This is a genomic window from Paenarthrobacter sp. CC6 (assembly GCF_040560085.1).
Taxonomy (GTDB): domain Bacteria; phylum Actinomycetota; class Actinomycetes; order Actinomycetales; family Micrococcaceae; genus Arthrobacter; species Arthrobacter nicotinovorans.
Genome location: NZ_JARDAN010000005.1, coordinates 28,506 through 52,829, shown reverse-complemented (window position 1 = coordinate 52,829; position 24,324 = coordinate 28,506). Strand labels below are relative to the sequence as shown.

At 64.2% G+C, this 24,324-nt stretch carries 21 protein-coding genes, 2 tRNA genes and 1 riboswitch; of the genes, 16 read left to right on the top strand and 7 right to left on the bottom strand.

What is annotated here, in order from left to right; genetic code table 11:
• The first annotated feature begins 158 nt into the window (after positions 1–158).
• A riboswitch (SAM riboswitch) is annotated at positions 159–276 on the top strand.
• 14 nt (positions 277–290) lie between these two features.
• On the top strand, positions 291–1,412 hold the full coding sequence (metX, locus tag PV760_RS02865; protein WP_039240446.1) for a homoserine O-acetyltransferase MetX: 1,122 nt from the start codon (positions 291–293) through the stop codon (positions 1,410–1,412).
• A 43-nt stretch (positions 1,413–1,455) separates the two neighbouring features.
• Here metX and PV760_RS02860 read toward each other — a convergent pair whose 3' ends face one another.
• The 3 genes from PV760_RS02860 to PV760_RS02850 all read right to left on the bottom strand — a co-directional run bounded on the left by PV760_RS02860 (position 1,456) and on the right by PV760_RS02850 (position 3,975).
• Entirely contained in the window at positions 1,456–1,905 is a 450-nt protein-coding gene (locus PV760_RS02860; protein ID WP_064721838.1) for a hypothetical protein, read from the bottom strand.
• Between the two features lie 45 nt (positions 1,906–1,950).
• Positions 1,951–3,006 carry a winged helix DNA-binding domain-containing protein gene (locus PV760_RS02855; protein ID WP_354627106.1) on the bottom strand — a complete coding sequence of 352 codons (1,056 nt, stop codon included), beginning with the start codon at positions 3,004–3,006 and terminating at the stop codon, positions 1,951–1,953.
• Between the two features lie 126 nt (positions 3,007–3,132).
• Complete coding sequence (locus PV760_RS02850) at positions 3,133–3,975, bottom strand: SGNH/GDSL hydrolase family protein (RefSeq protein WP_354627105.1); 843 nt, start codon at positions 3,973–3,975, stop codon at positions 3,133–3,135.
• Positions 3,976–4,045: 70 nt separating this feature from the next.
• On the opposite strand from PV760_RS02850, the gene PV760_RS02845 reads away from it, so the two are divergent.
• A complete protein-coding gene (locus PV760_RS02845; protein WP_275778779.1) occupies positions 4,046–4,696 on the top strand; it encodes an alpha/beta hydrolase in 651 nt (216 codons plus the stop codon).
• Between the two features lie 11 nt (positions 4,697–4,707).
• Here the strand turns inward: PV760_RS02845 and PV760_RS02840 are convergent, their stop codons facing one another.
• Entirely contained in the window at positions 4,708–4,935 is a 228-nt protein-coding gene (locus PV760_RS02840; RefSeq protein WP_018777454.1) for an RNA-binding S4 domain-containing protein, read from the bottom strand.
• Positions 4,936–4,967: 32 nt separating this feature from the next.
• Here PV760_RS02840 and PV760_RS02835 point away from each other — a divergent pair, with 32 nt between their 5' ends.
• From PV760_RS02835 to PV760_RS02770, 14 genes are all read left to right on the top strand, one after another.
• Entirely contained in the window at positions 4,968–5,963 is a 996-nt protein-coding gene (locus PV760_RS02835; protein ID WP_354627104.1) for a DMT family transporter, read from the top strand.
• A 112-nt stretch (positions 5,964–6,075) separates the two neighbouring features.
• Complete coding sequence (locus tag PV760_RS02830; protein ID WP_018777456.1) at positions 6,076–7,461, top strand: glycine--tRNA ligase; 1,386 nt, start codon at positions 6,076–6,078, stop codon at positions 7,459–7,461.
• 2 nt (positions 7,462–7,463) lie between these two features.
• On the top strand, positions 7,464–8,426 hold the full coding sequence (locus tag PV760_RS02825) for a GNAT family N-acetyltransferase (protein ID WP_039240451.1): 963 nt from the start codon (positions 7,464–7,466) through the stop codon (positions 8,424–8,426).
• Between the two features lie 229 nt (positions 8,427–8,655).
• The gene (locus PV760_RS02820; protein ID WP_079581025.1) at positions 8,656–10,029 is read left to right on the top strand and encodes an FAD-binding oxidoreductase; all 1,374 of its coding nucleotides are present in this window, start codon (positions 8,656–8,658) and stop codon (positions 10,027–10,029) included.
• 54 nt (positions 10,030–10,083) lie between these two features.
• Positions 10,084–11,556: a YibE/F family protein gene (locus tag PV760_RS02815; RefSeq protein ID WP_354627103.1), complete on the top strand. Its 1,473-nt coding sequence runs from the start codon at positions 10,084–10,086 to the stop codon at positions 11,554–11,556.
• A gap of 100 nt (positions 11,557–11,656) precedes the next feature.
• Positions 11,657–12,649 carry an ABC transporter ATP-binding protein gene (locus PV760_RS02810; protein ID WP_354627102.1) on the top strand — a complete coding sequence of 331 codons (993 nt, stop codon included), beginning with the start codon at positions 11,657–11,659 and terminating at the stop codon, positions 12,647–12,649.
• Entirely contained in the window at positions 12,646–13,422 is a 777-nt protein-coding gene (locus PV760_RS02805) for an ABC transporter permease (RefSeq protein ID WP_035733434.1), read from the top strand. Before PV760_RS02810 ends, PV760_RS02805 begins: the two co-directional genes overlap by 4 nt.
• 29 nt (positions 13,423–13,451) lie before the next feature.
• Positions 13,452–14,561, top strand: coding sequence for a sensor histidine kinase (locus PV760_RS02800; protein WP_354627101.1), 1,110 nt, complete (start codon positions 13,452–13,454; stop codon positions 14,559–14,561).
• Positions 14,558–15,169 carry a response regulator transcription factor gene (locus PV760_RS02795; RefSeq protein WP_039240462.1) on the top strand — a complete coding sequence of 204 codons (612 nt, stop codon included), beginning with the start codon at positions 14,558–14,560 and terminating at the stop codon, positions 15,167–15,169. The genes PV760_RS02800 and PV760_RS02795 overlap by 4 nt, the downstream gene beginning before the upstream one ends.
• Positions 15,170–15,212: 43 nt before the next feature.
• Positions 15,213–16,394, top strand: a complete 1,182-nt coding sequence (gene dusB, locus PV760_RS02790; protein ID WP_018777469.1) for a tRNA dihydrouridine synthase DusB — start codon at positions 15,213–15,215, stop codon at positions 16,392–16,394.
• Positions 16,395–16,458: 64 nt separating this feature from the next.
• Positions 16,459–17,775, top strand: a complete 1,317-nt coding sequence (locus PV760_RS02785) for a deoxyguanosinetriphosphate triphosphohydrolase (RefSeq protein WP_018777470.1) — start codon at positions 16,459–16,461, stop codon at positions 17,773–17,775.
• A 49-nt stretch (positions 17,776–17,824) separates the two neighbouring features.
• A complete protein-coding gene (gene dnaG / locus PV760_RS02780) occupies positions 17,825–19,708 on the top strand; it encodes a DNA primase (protein ID WP_079581019.1) in 1,884 nt (627 codons plus the stop codon).
• A 53-nt stretch (positions 19,709–19,761) separates the two neighbouring features.
• Positions 19,762–19,834, top strand: a tRNA-Asn gene (locus PV760_RS02775).
• A 115-nt stretch (positions 19,835–19,949) separates the two neighbouring features.
• Positions 19,950–20,022 (top strand) — tRNA-Asn (locus PV760_RS02770).
• A gap of 46 nt (positions 20,023–20,068) precedes the next feature.
• Here the strand turns inward: PV760_RS02770 and PV760_RS02765 are convergent.
• From PV760_RS02765 to PV760_RS02755, 3 genes are read right to left on the bottom strand one after another with little or no spacing between them, the layout of a single operon-like run.
• Positions 20,069–20,476 carry a hypothetical protein gene (locus PV760_RS02765; RefSeq protein WP_354627100.1) on the bottom strand — a complete coding sequence of 136 codons (408 nt, stop codon included), beginning with the start codon at positions 20,474–20,476 and terminating at the stop codon, positions 20,069–20,071.
• A gap of 41 nt (positions 20,477–20,517) precedes the next feature.
• Positions 20,518–21,801, bottom strand: a complete 1,284-nt coding sequence (locus PV760_RS02760) for an alpha/beta hydrolase (protein ID WP_354627099.1) — start codon at positions 21,799–21,801, stop codon at positions 20,518–20,520.
• A gap of 22 nt (positions 21,802–21,823) precedes the next feature.
• A complete protein-coding gene (locus PV760_RS02755; RefSeq protein ID WP_018777474.1) occupies positions 21,824–24,322 on the bottom strand; it encodes a bifunctional lysylphosphatidylglycerol flippase/synthetase MprF in 2,499 nt (832 codons plus the stop codon).
• Between the last annotated feature and the right edge of the window lie 2 nt (positions 24,323–24,324).

Below are 24,324 nucleotides of genomic sequence, written 5' to 3'. Positions count from 1 at the left end.
GCACCTGGCTGACGGACCCGGGGTGCCGTCCACATCGACGATTATTCGCCGGACGGCACCCCGGAGTGCTCTTTCGTGAATGAAGCTGCCCTTGAACGTCACACTGGTGTCACATTCTTCGCCATAACGGTGGTGTCTTTCCTAGACTCTACGTATTAGGTCATGAGTGCCAGCAGATAGCCCCGGCTTGCTGGCCGGCAACCCTCCTTCCGCGGTGGGGTGCCCCGGGTGAAGACCTGGCCTGTTCGCACGCAAGGCGACGGGCAAGCGCGAAGTTAGGTGTCAAAGGAATGACCATCACTGCTACAGCACTTCCCAAATCCGGAGAAGAAGACGGAACCGTCAAGTACGCGGGCATAGGGCCGCTGGCGCTCGAAGCCGGCGGTCACCTCCCCAACGTCGTGTTGGCGTACGAAACCTGGGGACGACTCAACGCCGACGCGTCCAATGCCGTGCTCATCCAGCATGCGCTGACGGGCAGCACCCACGTTGCCCGCGGAGCCACGGACGAGGAAGGGTGGTGGGAGCAGTTGGTGGGTCCGGGCGCCACCATCGACACCAACAGGTTCTTCGTTGTCTCCATCAATATCGTGGGTGGCTGCTATGGCAGCACCGGCCCGTCCTCCGATGCGCCGGACGGCAAGCCGTGGGGTTCGCGGTTCCCCCTGGTTACTCTTCGCGACAGCACGGTTGCTGAGGCCCGTTTGGCGGATCTCTTGGGGATTGAATCCTGGCACGCGGTCCTGGGCGGCTCGATGGGTGGGGCCAGGGCCCTCGAATGGGCTGTCACGTTTCCGGAGAGGGTCAACCGCTGCGCCGTCATTTCGGTGGGAGCCTACAGCACCGCCGAGCAGATTGCCTTTGCGCAGGCCCAAACCCTGGCCATCCGGCAGGACCCGCACTTCAACAATGGGGACTACTACGGCGGTCCGGCCCCGGAACACGGACTTGCCCTGGCCCGCCGGATTGCGCACATCACGTACCGTTCCGCCCTGGAACTGGATCTCCGCTTCGGCAGGGAAGCCCAACATCAGGAAACGCCGCTCTCCGCAGCAGTCCTGGGGGAGCGTGGTCGCTACCAGGTGGAAAGCTACTTGGACCACCAGGGGACAAAGCTTGTGCGGCGGTTCGATGCCAACAGCTATATCGCCATCACCGAAGCGTTGATGTCTCACGACATCAGGCGGGGACGGGGCACACTGCAGGAAGCACTTTCTCGTGCCACCGCCGAGTTCTTTGTTGCTGCTGTGGACACGGACCGGCTGTACTTCCCGGCCCAGTCCAAGGAACTGGCGGCAGCACTGCCGGGGAATGTTCCGGTCCACACCATCCAGGCGCCGATCGGCCACGATGGCTTCCTCACGGAAATCGGCCAATTGTCGGAGCAGCTTCGCGGGGCGTTCTTCGCCTGAGACCAGGCAACCTGTTCGAAGAGGTGCCTGTTTGTGGACGTGCCTAGCCGTTCATTATCTCGCCGCGCTGTTTCATGTAGTCCTCCATGGCGATCTGGCCATTGGTGAACTTCGCATCCAGTTCAGCCAGCTTGCGGGCGCGGTAGCCCTGGGGCTCGGAACCGGCAGTGGGAAACGGCGCGGGAGCGGGCTGTCCGGCCCGGTAGGAATCGCTTGGGTAGGAACCGCTTGGGTAGGAGGCGTTCGACGGCGGCGCGACCTGAGGTGCCTCGTCTGCAGGCCGGATGACTGCCGGCCCTGGCGGGTAGCCCGGGTAGTTCTGTTGCGGGTAGTCCTGCGGCGGGTAATTTTGTGGTGGGAAACCCTGTTGCGGATAATCCTGACCACGAAAATTCCCGTTCTGCAGGCGGCGGGCCTTGGACCGGTTGTACATGCGGATTCCCATGGGAATCAGCCACGAGCAGACGATGATCCAGAAGATCAGATTGTTCACAGTGCAGGCCTCCTAGGTCTTAACCCCAGCTTAGCCCTGTGCCAATCACAGCAGCTTGGCCTCCATCCCCAGGAAAATCCCGTAGCGTTCCGCTTCGGCTTCCAGGGCCATCTGCTCTTCCTTGGTTGTCGGCTTGTCCATCCGGACCTCGAGCCTGCACATGCCCCCTGCGAAGCTGTGCCGCCACCATCCGGCCAGCCTGCCGTCCACGAGGACTACATGCATGGGGCCGTTGTCCTCAGGCAAGTACGGTGCGGTACCGCCCAGGTAGTGGCGGGATTGCGAGTACCCCATCACGTATTCGTCGAAGCATTGGATGAGGTCGACGCGGGGGAGCCCGGAACCGGCCGCTGGACCGGCAGGAGTCTCCAGGGCTTCTGCGTCAGCCGAGGCGACGTAAAAGTCCAGGTCATCGAAGGAGACCCGGGCCAACGTTCCCGGTGATAATTCCGCGGCGACGTTGAGTCCCAACGTGACGTCTTTCATGGTCAGCCCGGACCACGCCGAACAGTCCTTCACGGTAGCCGGTCCGCGACTGCTGAAATACCGCAGGGCCATCTGCCCCAGCGCGTGTTCCCGTTCCGCTCCGCTGAGCGGCCCGGAAAAAGGAGCGGTGACGCGTTCGTCGAACAAAGCGTAGGTCTGCTTCAGGGCCCCGCCAGCCGAACGAACCGGAGCGCCGCTCACCAGAATGCCGCTGATTTCGGCGTGCATGAGGTGGTAGATGAAACCCAGGCCCTTGCCGGGAAAGCCGGCCTGGCCCAGAACATCAGCCAATTCTTCGCGGGTCTTGTGGGCACCATCGGCCACGGCTGCTGCAAGGATCCTCCCACTGTGTGCGGCAGTTTCCCCGTCCACCCCGGTCCGCTTGTACATGCCCTTGTTGCCTTGATGCAGCCGGCCAGCGGACAACGCCATCAACCAGCCCAAGTCATCCCTGTGCACAAAATGCCATGTGGGGCGCAGGATGTGCGTCCGCAGGATGGTCCCGTCGGCAACGGCCTGTTCTACTGCAGCTGCAGTGCTCGAGGGCGTCCGCTGCGCCACGGTCCAACGGGCATAGGCGAATTCCTGCGACTGGACGGCCAGGAGATTGCGCACCACATCCCCCGGATCTGCACCCAGGGGAGGACGTAACTGTTGCCGTCGGAGACGCAACTGCCGGACCCCCGCTGTACGGGGAGAGTCATCACTCGCCATGCTGGTTCACCGGCCCATCGCTCCCGGCTAGCTGCGCGGCATCACGGTACCGGCGGCACCAAAGACCGGTCCCGGCGTCGGACGCTTTGGCGTGATGCCGTCGCCGGACGATTGGTGACGGAGCCTCCGGATAACCCAAGGCACGAAGTATTCCCGTGCCCAGACCAGGTCCGATGAGCGGGCTTCCCGCCACGTCCGGGGAGGAAGGGCCTTGGGTACCAGCGGCTCCAGGGCGTGCTGGACGTTCAATGCCTCCAGGACCATCATGGCGATGGTGTGGTGGCCCAGGGGGGAGAAATGCAGGCGGTCGGCATCCCACATCTGGGTGTCAGCGAGCTGCCGCAAGGACCACATGTCGGCAATGATGGCGTCATGGCGGGCTGCGACCGTTCGCAGGTTCTCGTTGTAGATGGCAACTTTGCCCCGGATGCGGCCAAGGACCGAGGACGCAGTATCCGGACCGTTGAAGAGGATTACCGTGGCGCCACCCGAGCCCAGCTCGCCGACGGCGGCGTCGAGTTTCTCGGCCAGAAGGTCGGGATCACCGCCGGGGCGGATGAGGTCGTTTCCTCCGGCGGAAATGGAGACGAGGTCCGGTTGCAGTTCCAGGCAGGGGCCGACTTGCTCGTCGACGATCTGCTGCAGCAACCGGCCCCGGATGGCGAGGTTGGCGTAGGCGAAGTCCTCGTGTCCGCGTCCCAGCTCTTCGGCGACACGGTCCGCCCAGCCGCGGTAACCGCCGGGATTGGCAGGTTCGGGATCGCCGATGCCTTCCGTGAACGAATCACCCAACGCCACGTAACGGCTCCACGGGTGCTTTTGGGCGGGTTCGCCCGGTTTCACTAAATGATTGTTCTCACTCACGCTCATATCCTGCCCCCAGAGGGCCGACCTACGCCACCGTAGGTTGTTACTTACGGGTAACTGCAAGAATGGAGGCATGACTGAAGCCCCCGCTTTTCCAGCACCTGTTGTCCTCTGGTCCCACGACGAAGCCGAACGCGCCGGCAAGCCCCTCCTGGTCCTGCTGCACGGCTACGGATCCAACGAGGACGATCTCTTCAGCCTGGCCGGGCTCCTCCCCGAGGGGTTCGTCGTGGCATCGCTGCGTGCACCGATGCCCATGGGCCCGGGTTTTACGTGGTTCCCGCTCACTGCGTCCATCGACTACTCCCTGGACGCCGTGAAGCTTGCCGCCGAATACGCCCTGGATTGGCTGGACACGGTAAAGGCCAACCATTCCTCGGTTACGCTTCTTGGCTTCTCCATGGGCATGGCCATGGCGACCACCATGCTCCGGTACCGTCCCGCGGACTTCGCGGCCGTCGTCGGGCTTTCAGGCTTCGTGATCGACGCCGGTGGCGACGCCGCGTTCAAGGACGACGAGCTGGACGGATCGGTGCCGATGTTCTGGGGCCGTGACCAGCAGGATCCCGTCATTACGCCGGACAAGATCGAATACACCATGGGCTGGGTCCGCAAGCACGTGGACCTTACCAAGGTCCTCTACACGGGCATGTGGCACGGCATCAACCAGCAGGAAATCGGGCACGTAGGGGAGTTCCTCACCCACAAGGTCCTCGCCCCCTAAGGGGCGTTGTTTCAGGCGGTGGTGATCCGCACCGTCTGACCATTGACGGTCACGGTGTCACCGGCGTGGAGTTGGCGGCCGCGCCGTTCATCGATCTCGCCGTTGACCTTCACCAGGCCGTTCTTGATGAGCTCCGTGGCCTCCACGCCGTCCTCCACCAAGCTGGCGAGCTTGAGCAGTTGGCCAAGGCGGATCATGTCGTCGCGGATGGGGATCTCTTCAATTTCGGGGTTGCTCATACAGCAATGATGCCTGAAGTAGTGTTGAGACGGTGCCGCAGCCTTCTCCCCGTTCAGCCCTTCCGTTGGCCGTTGGCCTGCCCATTGCAGTAGCAACAGGCCTGGTCATTCCGTTGCAGGGAAGGATCAACGGGGCGCTCGGCGCCAAACTCGACGACGGCATCGCCGCAGCTGTGGTGAGCTTCACCACAGGCCTGCTGCTGATCAGCGCGATATCCTTGGCCACGCCCAAAGGAAGAGCCGGTCTCCAACGCATCATCCCCGCCGTGCGGAACCGCAGCTTTCCCCGCTTCTACGTCATGGCCGGTGCGATTGGTGCATTGTTCGTCTTCGCGCAGTCCTTCACGGTGGCTCTGCTCGGAGTCGCGCTGTTCACCGTGGCAGCCGTGACAGGGCAGACGCTGAGCGGTTTGCTCGTTGACCGCATGGGCATCGGGCCGGGAGGGCGCCGCGCCATCACAGGGGTGCGGGTCCTCGGCAGCGTCCTGACCGTCGCCGCCGTCGCTTGGGCTGTCTCGCCGCGCTTCGGCGGAAACGCCGACCTCGCCTCGCTGGTGCTGCCCGTCCTTCTTCCCTTGGCTGCAGGCTTCCTGATGAGCTTCCAGCAAGCCATGAACGGCACCGCCACGGTTCATTACGGCACGCCCGTCGCGGCGACCCTGGTCAACTTCGTGGCAGGTTCAGCGGTTCTCTGGACAGCGTGGCTCATCAAGCTCGCCGTCGCGGGACCGGGTAATCCGCTTCCGGCTGAATGGTGGTACTACCTCGGTGGCCCCATGGGTTGCGTCTTTATCGGGCTGGCGGCCCTGCTGGTCCGCAGCCTGGGCGTGCTGATCACCGGCCTGGGCATGATTGCCGGGCAGTTGGTCGGGTCTCTGGTGCTCGACGTCGTGATCCCCAGTCCCGGCGCGGTGGTCGCCTTGCCCACGGTGCTGGGTACGGTCCTCACCCTCGCCGCGATCATCGTCGCCACCTTGCCCTGGCCCAAGGGAGCTTTCGCACGGAGAGGTGCGGCGAAAGGCCGGTAGGGTAGGAGTCAGTAAATTTCCCCCAAACCCCGCCGGACAACCTCGTCCGGAATCCGGGGTCAAACCACCGCGGACCGCACCCAGCGGCCCTGTAGAACAAATGGAGTCACCCATGGCAGCAAAATCCGTCCTTGACCAGGTCATTTCCCTCTCCAAGCGGAGGGGCTTTGTCTTCCAGGCCGGTGAAATCTATGGTGGCTCCCGTTCTGCCTGGGATTACGGCCCCCTCGGCGCAGAGCTGAAGGAAAACATCAAGCGCCAGTGGTGGCAGAGCATGGTCCGCGGCCGCGAGGACGTAGTGGGCCTGGATTCCTCCGTTATCCTGCCCCGCCAGGTATGGGAAGCGTCAGGCCACGTCGAGGTCTTCTCCGATCCCCTCGTTGAGTGCCTCTCCTGCCACAAGCGCTACCGCGCGGACCACCTCGAAGAAGAGTATGAGGAAAAGAAGGGCCGCCCGGCAGAGAACGGCCTGGCGGACATCGTCTGCGCCAACTGCGGTACGCGTGGTCAGTGGACCGAACCCCAGGAATTCTCCGGCCTCCTGAAGACCTTCCTTGGCCCCGTGGCCAGTGACGAAGGCATGCACTACCTGCGCCCGGAAACGGCACAGGGAATCTTTGTGAACTTCAACAACGTGCTCACCACCTCGCGCAAGAAGCCGCCGTTCGGCATCGGCCAGATCGGCAAGTCCTTCCGCAACGAAATCACGCCGGGCAACTTCATTTTCCGCACCCGCGAGTTCGAGCAGATGGAGATGGAGTTCTTCGTCGAGCCCGGCACGGATGAAGAGTGGCACCAGTACTGGATGAAGGAACGCATGTCCTGGTACACGGGCCTGGGTATCCGCGAAGAGAACCTGCGCTTCTTTGAGCACCCCTTGGAGAAGCTCAGCCACTACTCGAAGGGCACCACGGACATCGAGTACCGCTTCGGCTTCCAGGGTTCCGAGTGGGGCGAGCTCGAGGGCATCGCCAACCGCACGGACTTCGACCTCTCCACCCACGCCAAGGCCTCCGGCACGGACCTGAGCTACTTCAACCAGGCCACCAACGAGCGCTACACGCCGTACGTCATCGAGCCCGCCGCCGGCCTGACCCGCTCCTTCATGGCGTTCCTGATCGACGCCTACACCGAGGACGAGGCACCCAACGCCAAGGGCGGCGTCGACGTCCGCACGGTACTGAAGCTGGATCCGCGCCTGGCACCGGTCAAGGCTGCCGTCCTGCCGCTGAGCCGCAACGAGGACCTGTCCCCGAAGGCCAAGGCGCTGGGCGCCCAGCTGCGCAAGAACTGGAACATCGACTTCGACGACGCCGGTGCCATCGGCCGCCGCTACCGTCGCCAGGACGAAATCGGTACGCCGTTCTGCATCACCGTGGACTTCGACACCCTCGAAGACCAGGCCGTGACCATCCGTGAGCGCGACACCATGAGCCAGGAACGCGTTTCCCTGGACAAGGTTGAGGGCTACCTGGCCGCGCGTTTGATCGGCGCTTAGCCATGGCCTTGGAATACCGCGAATGGAAGGAAGGCGACGACCTCGCCCTTCTGGAAATCTGGGGTGGTCCTGAGACCCTCCCGGCAGAACAGTTCCGTGCTGCCCTTGCACCATCGAGCAACCAACCGTGGCGCCGGTGCATCGTGGCCGAGGACGTAGTCGACGGCGTACGGATTCCCGTTGCCGCCGGCGTGGTCCACGAGGCCTCGCTGCACCCGGAACGGCTCTGGGCCTACATCGAGGTTGCCAAGGACCACCGCCGCAGCGGCGTTGGGGCCACCCTCCTGACGATGCTTCGCCGCGAAGCCGGGAACTCGCCGTCGGGCGTTTCCAAGCTCCGCAGCAAAGTTGAACCGGACACTGCAGGTGCGGCGTTCGCCGCTGCCGCCGGGCTGGCACCGATCCAGCGCTCCCAGCTGGTGGTGGTGGATCCTGAGCCTCTGACGCTGCCGCGTTTCGGGGACGGTTCCGAGGAAGCAGCATCGGAGCGGGTGGAGGATCTTGCGACCGGCTCGGTTGAGCTCAGCGACGTTGTTGGTAAGTACTACTCCCACGTCCACCACTGGGACAGCCCGGGGGAGCTCAGCATCGCCACTGTCCAGCGTCTGTTCCTGCACGATCTCACCGGCGCCCATGGTGCCATTGTGCTGCGGGCACCCAAAGCCAGCGCCTTCGGCGATGGTGTTCCGGCGAGCCGCAAGGGAAAGATCCAGGCTTTTGCCATCAGCTATGCGCAGGGCGGCACCGACGAACCGTCGGACGTCTTCCTTGGGCACGATCCCAGCCTGTCGGCCGAGGACGCTGCGTTTGCCGTCCGGGACCTGCTGGCGCTCATTGCCTACCAGCACCCGGTGCTGCTGGAGGTGGATGAGTCCATGGTGGCTCTGCGGTCCGTCCTTGAGCCGTTGCTGGAGTCCGGTAAAGCACACGTACGCGGTGCGGACACGTTGATCGTGAGCGACTGACCACCGTTTCTGCACGTCTGGATCCTGCCTTCGCCCGTTTCGGTGCGGACGGCAGGATCCTGTGCTTAAGCGGTAACCCGGCCCTGTAATCCGGCCCTGTAATAAAGATGATTGACGCCGCCCCCGGGCAAGAGTAGGCCTATCGGAGTAAGCCCCCGCGCCGCCACCGCTGGAGGGATGCGGCGCGTGGAACAGATCGGTCTCTCGTCTGTATCGGTGGTAAATCAAAATGAGCCAAATAGCCCTTGACGGGCTGCGGGAACAGCTGCGCGGGCAACTTGTCACTCCCGAAGATCCTGACTATGACGCAGCACGCGCCGTCTTCAACGCGATGGTGGACAAACGCCCCGCCGGCGTGATCCGAGTAGCGCAGGTCTCCGATGTCATTGCCGGTGTGAACTTCGCCCGGGAAAACTCCATGCCACTGGCAATCAGGGGAGGCGGCCACAGCGCTCCCGGATTCGGGACATGGGACGACGCGTTGGTCCTGGACTTCGTGAACCGCACGGGAGTGCGGGTGGACCCTGAAAATTCCAGGGCCCGGGCCGAAGCGGGAACCACGTGGGCCGACTTCAACCACGCGACCCACGCGTTCGGGCTGGCAACTACCGGCGGGATCGTGGGATCCACGGGGGTCGCGGGACTGACCTTGGGTGGGGGTATCGGCTATCTCGCCAGGAAATACGGCTTGTCCTGCGACAACCTGGTTTCGGCCGACATCGTGACGGCGGACGGCAACTTCCTGACTGTCAGCGAAGAACGCAACGAGGACCTGTTCTGGGCGATCCGCGGCGGCGGAGGAAACTTCGGAGTGGTCACGTCCCTGGAGTTCCAGCTCCATCACGTGGATATGGTCCACGCCGGCATCATCATCTACGGCGCGGAGAATATCCCCGCAGTGGCGAGGTTCTACCGTGACTACATCGCTTCCGCACCGGAAGAGTTCGGAGCTTTCCTGGGATTCCACCAGGGGCCACCCGTCCCCTTCCTGCCTGAGGAGTGGCATGGCAAGTCCGTGTGTGTGGTGGTGGGTATGTGGACCGGCAACCCGACGGAAGGCGAGGCACGCTGGCAGCCGTTCCTGGAGGCTGCCCCGGTGGCAGGCTCGATGGTGGGTCCCATGCCCTATCCAGCCTTGAACGTGGCGTTCGACGGACTCAACCAGAAAGGTATGCAGGGCTACTGGAAAGCCAATTTCCTGCGTGACCTCAACGACGGTGCCATTGAGGCGCACGCCCGGTTCGGGGCAACTGTCACCAGCGTCAATACGGCCGTCCACGTCTATCCGATCGACGGGGCAGTATCCCGGGTAGGGGCGCAGGACACGGCTTTTGTCCACCGCGACATGAAGTTTGCGCCGGTCATCGCCACGCAGTGGGCGGATCCTGCGGACAACGAGGCAAACATTGCCTGGGCACGCGCGTACGCAGACGCGCTCGCTCCGTATTCGGAAGCCGGCGGATACATCAATTTCATGGACTCGGAGGACCAGTCCCGCGTGAGGTCCAACTATGGGCCCAACTGGGACCGGCTGGTGGCCATTAAGTCCAAATACGATCCCGGCAACCTCTTCCGCGTCAACCAGAACATTGCGCCGGCCTGAGTCGGGAGTCCGCTGCCGTCCCACGTAGGGTTAACCCATGAGGTTTTGCAGCTGATGGGTCACAGTCACTCCCACGGTCATTCCGAGGGTTCGGAACCAACTCCGCAGGCGATCGCTTCCCGTAAACGGGCCAACTGGCTGCTGGCGGCCGTCCTGGTGCCGTTGGGTGTGCTCACTCTCGTGGCGATGTTGCTTATGTGGCCGTCGGGCAGCCGGGAGGGAATCAACTTTTCCAGTCCCTACCAGGCTGCCCCGGGGGTCACTTTCGATACCGGCAAAATCCAGAGCGTGGTGGTGGAGAGCTGCTCGCAGACGGGTCAAACGAACAGCAGCCAACCGAACAGCAGCCAGCCCGGCAACAGCCAGTCCAACCAATCCGGCGGGTCCCAGTGCACGTTCGCCTACACCGTTCCGGACAAGGGCGGCGAGGCGGTCAAGGTGGTCATCAACCCTGACGTTGCGATGTCCCACGGGGTGGATGTCGGCGACTCCATCCGCTACCTGAACCTTTCCGGCGTCCAAGGAAGCAGTGCAGGCAACGGCGCCCCGGCGTACGTCTTCGTTGATTTTCTCCGCAACATCCCCATAGCCGCCCTGGCGGTGCTGTACGCGGTGGTGGTGATCGCTGTTGCCCGTTGGCGCGGCTTCCGTGCCCTGCTGGGCCTGGTGGGGGCCTACTTCGTCCTGGTCAGCTTCATCCTGCCCGGTCTGGTGGAGGGCAAGCCACCGCTCCTGCTGGCGCTCGTGGGGTCCACGGTGATCATGATCGGGGTCCTCTACTTTGCCCACGGGTTCTCGGCGAGAACGTCCACAGCGTTGCTGGGAACCATCTTCGGCCTGGGAATCACCGCCCTGCTGGCCGCCTGGGCCACGGATGCAGCAAACCTGGCGGGCGTAGGAAACCACGACGCTTCAACGTTGGTGAACATGTCACCGCAGATATCGATCTCCGGGATTATCCTGTGCGGTTTGATTATTTCCGGCCTCGGTGTCCTCAATGACGTCACCATCACCCAGTCCTCGGCCGTTTGGGAACTCTATGAGCTGGCGCCGAACACCAGCGCCCGCAAGCTGTTTTCCTCTGCGATGCGGATTGGCCGGGACCACATTGCGTCCACGGTCTACACCATCGCCTTTGCGTATGCGGGTGCCGCCCTTCCCATTCTGATCATTGTGATGCTGTACGACCGCCCCTTGGCCGAGGCCCTGACCAGCGCCGAACTGTCGGAAGAAGTCATCCGGACCCTGGTGGGCTCCATCGGCCTCGTCCTTGCCATCCCGGTCACTACCCTCATCGCCGTACTGGTGGTCAAGGCCACCGGGATGAAGCGCCTTGCCGCCGCGGGGATCGCCGTCAGTCCGGACGACCTTGACGACACCGGCGCGCTGGCCGCTGCCGCCGTCGTGGCCGGTTCCGAGAAGGACGAAAGGAACGACGCCGGTACCCGCCCGGGTGCCGGGGACGGGCCGGCGCGGCCCGGGAGTCGCCGGGCGCAGCGCGAAGCCGAACGCCGGGGCAGCGACTAGCCCGATGACATTTGTCATCCCGAACAGGTGACACCCGCTACGGGTGTGTGGATGCTCCTCCGGCTTGAATGGGTACACCAGACCTATTCCAGGGAGAGCAATGACAACACCGGGTGTTCCTGCGGTTCGCGCCGCCGGACTTCATAAGAGCTTCGGAAAAGTGCAGGCGGTGCGCGGCCTGGACCTGACGGTTCAGCAGGGGGAGGTCGTGGCTTTCCTGGGCCCCAATGGTGCGGGAAAGACCACCACCATCGACATGATCCTGGGCCTGAGCACCCCGGATGCCGGCGAGGTGTCCATTTTCGGCCATAGTCCCAGGGGAGCCATTTCCCGCGGACAGGTGGCCGCCGTCATGCAGACCGGGGGTTTGCTGCGCGACATCAGCGTCCGGGAAACCGTGCAGCTCACGGCCGCGATGTTTGATTCGGCACGGCCCGTGGATGAAGTCCTGACCCGCGCGGGAATCCTGGACATCGCCGACCGCCGGGTTGAAAAGTGCTCCGGCGGCCAACAGCAACGTCTTCGCTTCGCCATGGCTTTGGTCTCGGACCCCGGCCTGCTGATCCTGGATGAGCCAACCACGGGCATGGACGTTGCGGGGCGCCGGGACTTCTGGTCCGCCATCCGCGACGACGCGTCGAGGGGTCGCACCGTCATCTTCGCCACCCACTACCTCGAGGAGGCCGACGCCTACGCAGACAGGATTGTGCTGGTCCGCCAAGGGACGGTGGTTGCTGACGGCACGGCAGCGCAGATCAAGAACCTGGCGTCCGGGAGGACAGTACGGGCTTCGCTGCCGGCCGGTGACCGCGCGCTGCTGGCAGGATTGCCGCCGGCAGACCATGTGGAGTTCGACGGCGGCCGCGTCACCGTCCGCACCTCCGACTCGGATTCCGTAGTCCGGTTCCTGCTCACCAAAACAGGAGCCCACGACCTTGAAGTGGTTGCGAACAACCTTGAGGAGGCCTTTGTGACCCTCACCGCGGACGAAGCCGGGACGGCCACAACCCCCACGGATAGCTCAACCCCCACGGATCCAACAGCCCCCACGTATACCTCAGCCCCCACTGCTTTGGAAGGGGAGCGGGCATGAGCCAGTCGACAGCAATGCAGGACCGCAAGCCCTCCGCCGGCGGTGTCAACACGACGTTCCTGTGGATCGAAATCAAGCGGATGCTCCGGAACCGCCGGACCATCGTCTTCACCGTGCTCATGCCCGCGATCTTCTTCTTCATTTTCGGGCTGTCCAACAAAGACCAGCAATTGCCCAACGGCCACAGTTACGGCCAGTACATCCTGATCAGCCTGACCGTGTACGCAGCCATGACGGCCGCCACGGGAGCCGGCAGCCAGGTGGCGGTCGAACGTGCCCAGGGATGGAGCCGGCAGCTGCGCCTCACGCCCCTGCTGCCCGGGGCGTATATCGCCATCAAGGCAGCTGCGGCGCTGACCCTGTCGCTGGTGGCTGTGATCGCCCAGTTCGTGATCGGAGCCATCGCCGGAGTGACCATGGACGCGCAGACGTGGCTGACCGCCGGGCTGGTGGCCTGGTTGGGTTCCCTGGTGTTCGCCGCCCTGGGACTTTTCGTGGGGTACCTCATGCCCAGCCAGAATGTCATGCAGATCCTTGGACCGGCCCTGGCGATCCTTGCCATGCTGGGAGGCCTTTTCATGCCGATCGAAATCATGGGCGATACCTTCGGGACCATCGCCAAATTCACGCCCGCCTACGGGATCGGTCAGCTGGCGCGCAGCCCCATCACCGGTGAGTTCGACGTCTTGTGGATTCTCAACGTCCTGGTCTGGCTCGCCATCTTCGTCGGCGGCGCCGCCATGGCCTTCCGCCGCGACACCAGCCGCGTCTGAGTTGCTCCGGCGTGGCTAAGGTGGGATCCATGAGCAGCCAGTCCCTGGGGGATGCCCTCCGCGGTCCCGGACCCCGCAAATGGTTCATCGGCGCCGGCTTTTCCATTGTCCTCTGGGCGTGGCCCACCTGGAACCTCGTGTGGTCCGTGGACGAACCGGCAGGCTGGAAGGTACTGGCCTCGGCGTCGTTGGTGGCCTTCTTCGCCGCCTATGCCGTTTTGCCGATGTTCAGCCGGGTACGGGACAGTCGGACCGGCCTGCTGTGCCTCGCGATCCTGCTGGCACTCAACGGCCTGGTGATCCTTCTGGTGGGCAGGGAAGCGCTGTGGACGTGGCCTTTCCTGGCGTGCGCCATTGGAATGACCACACTTCCGCCGCGCGTCGACTTCGCTGTGATCGTGGCGCTTTCGGGAATTTCACTTGCGTCGGAACTCGCCGGCGGCAACCCTGGACAGGCTTTCTTCCAACCGGCCCTCATCCTGTCCCTGGGATTCATGATGTCCTCGTTTGCGCGCCTGATCCGCCAGACCGTTGAACTCCGGACCGCCCAGACTGAACTGGCGGATGCCGCCGTCGCCGCCGAACGCAGCCGCGTGGCCAGGGACATGCACGACATCCTGGGGCATTCCCTCACTGTCATAGCGGTCAAAGCCGAGTTGGCTGCCCGGCTGTTGGAGCAGGCACCCGGCGGACCGGCCAAGGACAAAGCCTCAGCGGAAATCGTGGAAGTCCAGGAGCTGGCGCGTGGTGCGCTCGCAGATGTCCGGGCCACCGTTGCCGGCTACCGCGGGGTCAATGTCCTGGCAGAACTCGCGGCGGCCCGGACGGCGCTGGAATCGGCGGGTATCGACGCTGATCTTCCGGGGACGGTGGAGCAGGTGCCCGCCAAGCACCGTGAGCTGTTCGGCTGGGTACTACGCGAGGGCGTGACGAACGTTGTGCGGCATTCCGGTGCCGGGCGCTGCCGGGTCCGGTTGACGGCGTCGACGGTTCTGGTGGAGGACGACGGCGTGGGGCCTGGTCCGGCAGCGGGCGGCAACGGGCTGGCGGGGCTTCGGGAGAGAGTGGCCAGTGCCGGTGGCACAGTAAACATAGGTGCGAGCGACCTGGGAGGGTTCAGATTGGCTATTGACGTATGACCATCCGGTTGGTGATCGCGGACGACCAGGCGCTGGTGCGCGGTGCCCTTGCCGCCCTTCTGGGGCTTGAAGAGGACATCGAGGTGGTGGCGGAGCTGGCGGACGGCACAGGCGTTGTGTCGGCCGTGCTGGAGCATGCCGCCGACGTGGCGATGCTCGACGTCGAGATGCCCGGTCTGGATGGCATCAGCGCTGCCGCGGCAGTCCGCCGTGCGGTGCCGACGTGCCGCGTCCTGATGGTCACGACGTTCGGCAGGCCGGGTTATCTCAGGAGGGCCATGCAGGCCGGAGCCTCCGGGTTCGTGGTCAAAGACACGCCTGCGCGGCAGCTGGCCGAAGCCGTGCGTCGCGTGCACAGCGGGCTCCGCGTGGTGGACCCGATGCTCGCCGCGGAGTCTCTGACCTCCGGTGACAGTCCGCTGACCGAGCGGGAGGTCGAGGTGCTGAAGGCTGCATCCGACGGCGGTACGGTGGCGGACATTGCCAAAGCGGCGATGCTCTCGGAGGGCACGGTACGGAACTATCTCTCAGCGGCGATGGCCAAGACCGGCGGCCGGACGCGGGCGGAAGCCGTGCGCCTGGCACATGAGAACGGGTGGCTTCTGTGAGGGCCTGCGCCCCCGATTTGCCCTGCTTTGCAACAATGGATAGGTGACTGTAGTAGCAACGCCTCCCGCACCAAAGCTTGAGCTCCCGCCCCTGAAGCTCGGCGGGATTACCGTGGACACCCCGGTAATCCTTGCGCCGATGGCCGGAATCACCAACTCCGCCTTCCGCAGGCTCTGCCGTGAATACGGTGGCGGCTTGTACGTGGCCGAGATGGTGACCTCGCGTGCCTTGGTGGAGCGGACGCCGGAATCGCTGCGCATCATCTCCCATGACGAGGACGAAAAAGTCCGATCCGTCCAGCTCTATGGCGTGGACCCCGTAACCGTAGGCGCAGCGGTGCGGATGCTCGTGGACGAGGACCGCGCCGACCACATCGACCTCAACTTCGGCTGCCCCGTCCCCAAGGTCACCCGCCGCGGGGGAGGGTCCGCGCTGCCGTGGAAGATCGACCTCTTCACCTCGATCGTGCAGACCGCGGTCAAGGAAGCCTCCAAGGGCGGAATCCCGCTGACCATCAAGATGCGCAAAGGCATCGACGATGACCACCTGACCTACCTGGAGGCAGGACGCATCGCCCGTGACTCCGGAGTCGCCGCAGTGGCGCTCCATGGCCGGACGGCTGCACAGTTCTATTCCGGCCAGGCCGACTGGTCCGCGATCGCCCGCCTCCGCGAAGCCCTGCCGGACATCCCGGTGCTCGGCAACGGCGATATCTGGTCCGCTGAAGACGCTGTCCGGATGGTGCGCGAAACCGGCGTCGACGGTGTTGTCGTGGGCCGTGGGTGCCAGGGCCGTCCCTGGCTGTTCGGCGATCTCCAGGCTGCTTTCGAAGGCAGCGACCAGCGGCACCGGCCCGGGCTGCGCGAGGTTGCCGAGGGCGTCTACCGTCACGCGGAACTGATGGTGGAGACCTTCGGGAACGACGAATACAAGGCTCTCCGCGAGATCCGCAAGCACATGGCCTGGTACTTCAAGGGCTACGTGGTGGGCGGGGAGCTGCGGGCGAAACTTGCCACAGTGCCCACCCTGGAGGTCCTGCGGGAATTGCTCGACGAACTGGACATGGATCTTCCTTATCCGGGCGTCGATTCCGAAGGCCCCCGGGGGCGTGCCGGATCCCCGAAAAAGCCGGCGCTGCCCAAGGACTGGCTGGACAGCCGTCAGCTGAACGCTGAACAGAGCGCGGATATCTCGGCAGCGGAGCTGGACGTTTCGGGCGGTTAGCCTCACACGTGTAAGACTGGCTCAAGAAGCTCCACACCCCGGCGCTTGAAGGAGGCAGATACCCATGGGAACCGAAGCAATGCTTGGCCACGATGCAGCAAGCCACGATTTTGTGCTGGCCATCCCCGGATACGCCGAGGCAGACTCTGCCCGGTGGGTTGAAGAGCCGCGCAAGAGCAACTACCGCTCCGACTTTGAACGGGACCGCGCCAGGGTCCTGCATTCCTCCGCGCTGCGACGCCTGGGCGCCAAAACACAGGTCGTGGCCCCGGATACCGATGACTTTGTCCGCACCCGGCTCACGCACAGCCTCGAGGTAGCGCAGGTAGGCCGCGAACTGGGCCGTTCGCTGGGTTGCGATCCCGATGTCGTGGACACCGCTTGCCTGAGCCACGATCTTGGCCACCCTCCCTTCGGCCACAACGGCGAATCCGCATTGAACGAAGTGGCTCACACGATCGGCGGTTTCGAAGGCAACGCCCAGACGCTTCGGTTGCTGACCCGCCTCGAACCCAAGGTGCTCGCTGCGGACGGCAGGCCGGCAGGGCTCAACCTGACCCGCGCGAGCCTGGACGCCGCCTCCAAATACCCGTGGTCCGCCGTCGACGCCCCCGTGATCCATGGCCACCGCACCAGCAAGTTCGGCGCGTACGAAGACGACCTTCCCGTATTTGAGTGGCTGCGCGAGGGCGCGCCCGGCAACCGCTCCTGCATCGAGGCGCAGGTGATGGACCTGGCCGATGACATCTCGTACTCGGTGCACGACGTGGAAGATGCGATCGTTGCCGGCCACTTCCAGCTGAAGTGGATGGAGAACCCTGACCACCGGGCGCGGGTGGTGGGCTACACCAAGCAGTGGTACCTCCCGCACAACGACCCCGCCGAAATTGATGCTGCCCTGGCCCGGCTCGAGGCCACCAAGGTCTGGGTCCGGGAAGCTGACGGCAGCCGCAAGTCGATGGCGGCGCTGAAGGACATGACCAGCCAGTTGATCGGCAGGTTCTGCCAGAGTGCCATGGAAACAACGCGGGCGCATTTCGGACCGGCCAACCTCACCCGTTATGACGCCGAGCTCATGGTCCCCGAGGAGACCGTGACGGAGATCGCGGTGCTCAAGGGATTGGCCACCACCTTCGTCATCTCCACGGACCACCGGCAGCCTGTCTACGAACGCCAACGCGAAGTGCTGCACGCGCTCGTGGGCGTCTTGAACGCCACAGGCGACCGCCACCTGGAGCCGATGTTCGCCGCTGACTGGAGGGACGCCGTCGACGACGGTGCCCGCCTGCGCGTCGTCATCGACCAGGTGGCGTCCTTGACGGATGTCTCTGCCCTGGCCATGTACGAGCGTCTGGTGGGCAGCCTCCCGTCGCTTTGGTGAGGCGCGCCCGGGAGCCGGGCGGTTTGGTCGATGCGACTAGGATGGACACGTGGCTGGCCTGATCAAACGTGAAGATATCGACGAAGTACGCCAGCGCACGGACATCAAGGAAGTCGTTGACGGATACGTCACACTCAAAGGTGCCGGACTGGGCAGTTTCAAAGGCCTGTGCCCCTTCCACGACGAACGTTCTCCCTCCTTCACCGTCCGCCCGCAGGTGGGCAGGTACCACTGCTTCGGTTGCGGCGAGGATGGCGACGCCATTTCCTTCGTCCAGAAGATGGATCACAGTTCCTTCCACGAAGCCGTGGAAAAGCTCGCGGCCAGGATCGGTTACGAGCTGCGGTACGAAGACGGCGGGACGGGTCCCAGCCGCGAGGAAGTGGGCAAGCGCCAGCGCCTGCTGGACGCCCACAAGATCGCCGATGAGTTCTTCCGCGCACAGCTTCTGACCCCCGGAGCGGCGGAAGGCCGTAACTTCCTGGATGGCCGCGGGTTCGACCGTGCTGCCGCCGAACACTTCGGAGTGGGATACGCGCCACAAGGCTGGGACGCGTTGTTGAAGCACCTGCGCGGACGCGGCTTCACGGATGCTGAGTTGAAGCTCACTGGAATGTTTTCAGAAGGCAATCGCGGCATCTACGACCGTTTCCGCGGCCGGCTGATCTGGCCCATCCGGGACATCGCGGGGGACACCATCGGTTTTGGCGCGCGCAAGCTCTACGAAGACGACCAAGGCCCCAAATACCTGAACACCCCGGAGACCACGCTCTACAAGAAATCCCAGGTCCTCTACGGCATCGACCTCGCCAAACGGAACATCGCCAAGGAGCGCCAGCTGGTAGTGGTGGAGGGGTACACGGACGTGATGGCCTGCCACCTTGCAGGGGTCACGACGGCGGTAGCCACCTGCGGTACAGCCTTCGGTACAGAACACATCAAGGTGGCCCGGCGGCTGCTTTCCGACGACGGCAGCGGGGGAGAGGTCATTTTCACCTTCGACGGTGATGCTGCCGGCCAGAAGGCCGCTCTCAGGGCGTTCGAGGAGGACCAGCGGTTCACGGCCCAGACCTACGTGGCTGTGGAGCCTTCCGGTGCCGATCCCTGTGACCTTCGCCAGCTCAAAGGTGATGCCGCTGTGCGCGAGCTCATCGGCACCCGGAAACCGCTCTTCGAATTCGCCATCAGGGCCACCCTGCGTCGGCACAACCTGGACACCGTGGAAGGCCGCGTAGCAGCGCTCCGTGAGGCTTCTCCGGTGGTGGCGCAGATCAGGGACTCAGCCACAAGGCCCGAGTACACGCGGAACCTTGCCGGCTGGCTGGGCATGCCCATCGAGGAAGTCAGCCGATACGTCGGCGCGGCCGCTAAACGGGGGACAAGCGGCAGCAACGCTGCAGGCAGCGGCGAGCAAGCAGCGGCCGCGGCAGCACCGCCGTCGGGCGGTCCGGTGTTCAACCGTCCCAACCCCCGCGACCCCGTAGCGGGGATGGAACGCCAAGCACTCGAGGTGGTGCTTCAGGATCCCGCAGTGCTCGGTGGAGTGGCGTGGGACCGCTTTGCGGCTACGATGTTCGCCACGCCGGCCTATGCTGCCGTCCATGCGGCGATCCGCGCCACTGGGCTCGGCCATACGGCAGACCCGGTGTCATGGGTGGAGCAGATCCGGCAGGAAGTACCCGAACCCCTGCGCAATCTGGTGTCCGAACTTGCTGTGACACCACTGCCCGCCAGCACCCCGGAAGCTATGCAACGGTATTGCCGGGATATCCTGGCCCGACTCTTCGAGCTTCAGATCACCCGCATCAAGGCCGACAAGATGGGGCAGCTCCAACGGCTCGACGCCGCCTCCCAGCCTGAGGAATTCCAGCGGCTGAACCGTGAGTTGATGCAGCTCGAAATGGAACGCCGGGCGCTGCGCTCGGACGGCTGAGATCCTCGATTTCGTTTTCCGGCAGCCCCCTGTTAAGCTAGTAACCGCTTCATTCCTCCGTAGCTCAATTGGCAGAGCATTCGACTGTTAATCGAAGGGTTACTGGTTCAAGTCCAGTCGGAGGAGCGCACAATACCCCCGTTCCGGTTCGCCGGAGCGGGGGTATTTTTATACCCCCAGGGGGTATCGCCGACCGATTTCACATCCGGTAAAACCTTTGCTAAAGTCATAACCGCTTCATTCCTCCGTAGCTCAATTGGCAGAGCATTCGACTGTTAATCGAAGGGTTACTGGTTCAAGTCCAGTCGGAGGAGCACAAGGGCCCCGTACCCGCCTAATGGCTGGTGCGGGGTCTGCTTTTTAAACGAAATCCATCTCCACCTGGAGGAAGCGCGCGGCTTCCGCCACAGCCGCTATGAACGAGTCCTGCTCGGTGGGAGGGGTCCTGGGCTCACGCGGATGCCACTCATGCGGCGCCGAGTAGACTCTCGTGAAACCGCCGCCCGGAGGGGCATAGAAAATCCCGAACCTTTGGACCGGCCACTCCGGCGAGGTCTCCGGAGCGACCAACAGTGCGGCATCCGTTTCGGGGTTGTACCACTGGGCTATGGGCCGTCGCCGGTCGTCCGTGAAGAGTCCACCCGCGTACAAAGCGGCCGACGGCGGACTGGTCACCGAGCACAGGCGCTCCCACCACAGCGGGAGGATGCGGTCATCCTTGCGCTGCCACGGTGCCGGTAACGGGTTCAGCTCTTGCCAATGTGGCACATCTCAACTTTATCGCCGGTGGGTGGCCGCGAAAAGAGCTTCTAGCGGGACAGGCCCAGGCGTGGGTACAGCACTTCGAAGCCCTTCTCCAGGCCTGCGTTCAATGCCAGGCCCACGTGTCCGCCGTTGGGTACCTCGTAGTAGGTCACTTTCATTCCGGACGCTTGCGCCGCCGCGGACACGGCTTTCGCGGCGGCCACGTAGGTGGGGTCGTCGGAGCCGGCAGTGAACACGGCAGTGGTGTCGGGGAACTGTTTGCCCTTCATGATGTTGATGGGCTTTTGGGCATCGTAGGCGGCCTGGTTACCGCCAAAGATCCCGGCCAGGTTCTCCGCGGGGTCCTCTGCGCCGGGGAACTCCTCGCCTGAGATGTCCACCACGTTGCCCCACATTCCGGGGTACTTGACGGCGAAGGAGATGGCGCATTGGCCGCCGTTGGAATAGCCGGCGATGGTCCAGTGGTCCCTGTCCGGAAGGATGCTCAAGTTGTCCCTGGCCCAGTTCACCACGTCCTGGTTGATGTACTTCTCGACGTTTCCGTACTTGGGGGTGTCCAGGCACAGGGTGTCATCCTGGTCCGGGCCGATCTGGTCGGCGACGATCGCAATGGGGGCCAGTCCATTGTTTTTTGCAGCGAACTCGTCGAGGGCGGCGGAGACGTACTGCGGATCGGGGAGGCCCGGCTGGCCCATCATGAGGACGAACAGGGGAAGCCTCGGTGGATTGGCAGTCAGGGCAGCCGGTGGAAGGTAGATACCGGCCGGGCGCGCGTCGAAACCCGACACCGTGGCCGGGATGACTTGGGTCCCCACCTTGCCTTTCGAGGGCATGTTGGCGGGCGGAGTCCAGTGCTGCCACAAGGGTCCGGCCGGAATGGACGCATCCGGGTCCGGCTTGTTCAGTTCAATGACGTCCTCGGTTGAGATCCCCAGGGCCGAACCCAGGGTGTTGTTCAGTCCGAACTCGGCGTTGATTTGCAGGGCGGAGACAGTGGCGAAGACGGGGACCGAGATGATGGCCACCACCTTCCGCCAGCGCGCGCTGTGGAGAAAACTCACCGCGACCAACCCCAAAGCGGCGAAGCAGCTGATCGACCAGAACCATACCCGCGGGGTCAGTCCCACGTGAAAGACGTCCAGCACGTCCTCCACGATCCACACGGTGAACCACCCCACCAGCCCTGCCACCACAATGGCGCTCATCGCCGTGAGGACCCAGCGGGCAGACGGCCGGAGGAAGAGCACCAGGAAGAACCCGACGGCGATGATCCCGGCGATCGTCAGGACTACCGGGCTGCTGATTTCGAGTTTCAGGACATCGTTCATGGACGCGCCGCCGGATGACCGGTCATGCGGCAGGCTCCCGGGCCACCATCTGCCTCAACAAACCAGCGCTTTGTGCGGGCGAGAGCCCGGGCAGGTAGGCCGAGCCGACCGCCAGTCCGATCGATGGCAAGGCCAGGGGGTCCTGGTAGTACATGTACAAGGTCCGGTGCTCGGGTTGGAACCTGGACTTGAAGGCAGCCAATGATTTGAAGCCGTACATCGGCTCCAGGGCATTTCCCAACAGGGCCAGGACGCGGTCCAGGGTGCTTCGGTCACCTTCCGCGCCTCCGGTCCCCGCATTGGCCAATGGAGAGCCTGAGAGGGAGATCTGCGGAACTTGCTCCTTGAAGTGCGTCACGGCTGAGGCGATCAGGAATTCCATGACGCCCTTGAAGCCTGTTGTGCGGCGCCTCATGAAGTCGAGGGTCCAACCGGAGATTTCGCCGTTGCTGAAAACGGGAAGCCAGCTGGTCACCCCGTGGACCAGGCCGTCGTCGTCCACCGCCACGCAGCAGAGAACTTCGGGATCCTTGAGTTCGTTCAAGCCGCCTAAGGTGAATCCCATCTCGGGTAGGGCCTTGTCAGCCACCCACTCCTCGGAAATCTCAGCCAGTTGGGCCCTGATGCCCGGCGGCATGCTGCCGTAGTGGTACCAGAGGTCCTTGATGGACAGCTTCTCAGCGCGGTTCAGCGCAGTGCGGACGTTCTGCCACTCTTTGCCCTTGAATGTCATTGCCTGGACGTTGAGAAGTGTTTCCTCCGCGACCTCCAGTTTCCTGAAGCCGTAGGGGAGTAGCGGGCCATCCAGCCCGGAGTCGGCGGAATAGAAACACGGGACCAATCCCAATGCGGAACAGTGCGCCACAAAACCAAGCGCTGCCTCGTCATGGTGGCCGGCATCGCCGTAGGGACCGGCAACGGTCAACGCCACCCCGTTGTGGACCTGGTAGGCGACGCCGGCCTTCCTGTCCGGAGTGAACCAGTACTGGTTGTTGTCCCACAATGCCATCCAGGACAAGGTGCCACCGCCCTGGTGCAGCAGCTCGCGGGTGTGGCCGAGATCGGCAGCAGGGTCGGTGGCGATCATCCTGAAGCGGCGGAAGTTGTTGAGGACCAGGACCAGGATGAGAAGCCAGATGACGTCTCCTCCCAGGCCGTACAGCACAGTGCTCAGCAGTCCCTGGGGCAGCGCCACAACGAACGGGACCGGGAAGGGCACCAGGATGTGCGTCAGCTGTCCGGCGAGGTCCCACAGGGTTGACTGGCCCGGGTTGCCCTCCAGGAACCAGAACGCCACGTAGAGGGCCACTGAAGTCACGGCCAGGATCAAGGCAGCCCGGCCGAGGGCGCGGTATCCGGCGTCGCTGGACTCCACCCTGAACCTGTGCCGGTTTGCCAGCAGCAGTGCCACGATGATGATTGGCGCCAGGAGCGCGGGGACCACGTACAGGAGGAGGTAGCCGAAATCGTCGTCGCCCATGGTGACATCCGGGTCGCTGATGTATTGGACAATCGCCAGGACGGTCACCGCAGCCAGATACACCTGGATGATCAGTGTCAGCCGATAAGCCAGGCGGCGACCGCGTCGCAGGCCTTCGGCGCAGACCAGCAAGAGCAGGACAGGGATCACCGTCAGGATGGCCGCACCAAAGCTCCGGACACCAACGATGTTTTGCAGGGCCACGCAGTTCGCTTCGTTCCTGCAGGCCTCCTGAACCTCATCGACGTCGGGGCTTGCCTGGAGCATGACCTCGGAGACCACCGAGAGCGGGCCCACCTCCCAGGTACCCGTCAGTTGGGTCAACAGGGGCCCCAGGGCGAAGACGCCAACCACCGTGCCGACCAGGAAACGCGTCTCACGGAGGCTGGAGGCATTGAACGATCCGCCGCTCTTGTGAAGGACCACGGAGTGTGCGGCCCAGCCGGCAACGATTCCGATCACTGCGCCGGCGAGGGCCTGCAAAGTTTGGGCCACTCCAACGAAGAGGGCGAACATCAGTGCCGCAGCGAGCAACCACGTCCGGAGGCGACGCCGCCACAGCGAGTCAAGTGCCGCCGTCGAAAATCCCAGGGCAGCCGCGGCTCCGCCATAAGCGCCCACCGCGTACTCCCCGCCGAGGAAGCTCAGCCATTGGTCGCTGTTGTCGGTACCGAAAGCCACCAGCGCGACCAGCACCAGTGCGCTGAGGGCGGAGCCGGCGATGAAGGCAGCCAGGGCCAGCCACGGGCCCATGACCCTTTCGGCAATACCGACCCCCAGCAGGATCGCTGCGGTGCACGCCAGGTAGTCGAGAAGCGAGGAACCGAAGAACGTTGACGTGAAGACCGACCACCACGGCCCGGGTTCCACGGCCAAGCCAAGCCCCACCTGCTCCAGAAGTGCTTCGGGAGGGCCGTTAAGGACGCTTCCCGTCGCCAGTGCCAAAACCCAGAGGACCACCACCAAGGCAAGCGTCAGCGGCAAACTCCGCACGGTTGCCAGGCCCCGTAGGGTGCCACGAAATCCGACCGCCGTGCTCATGT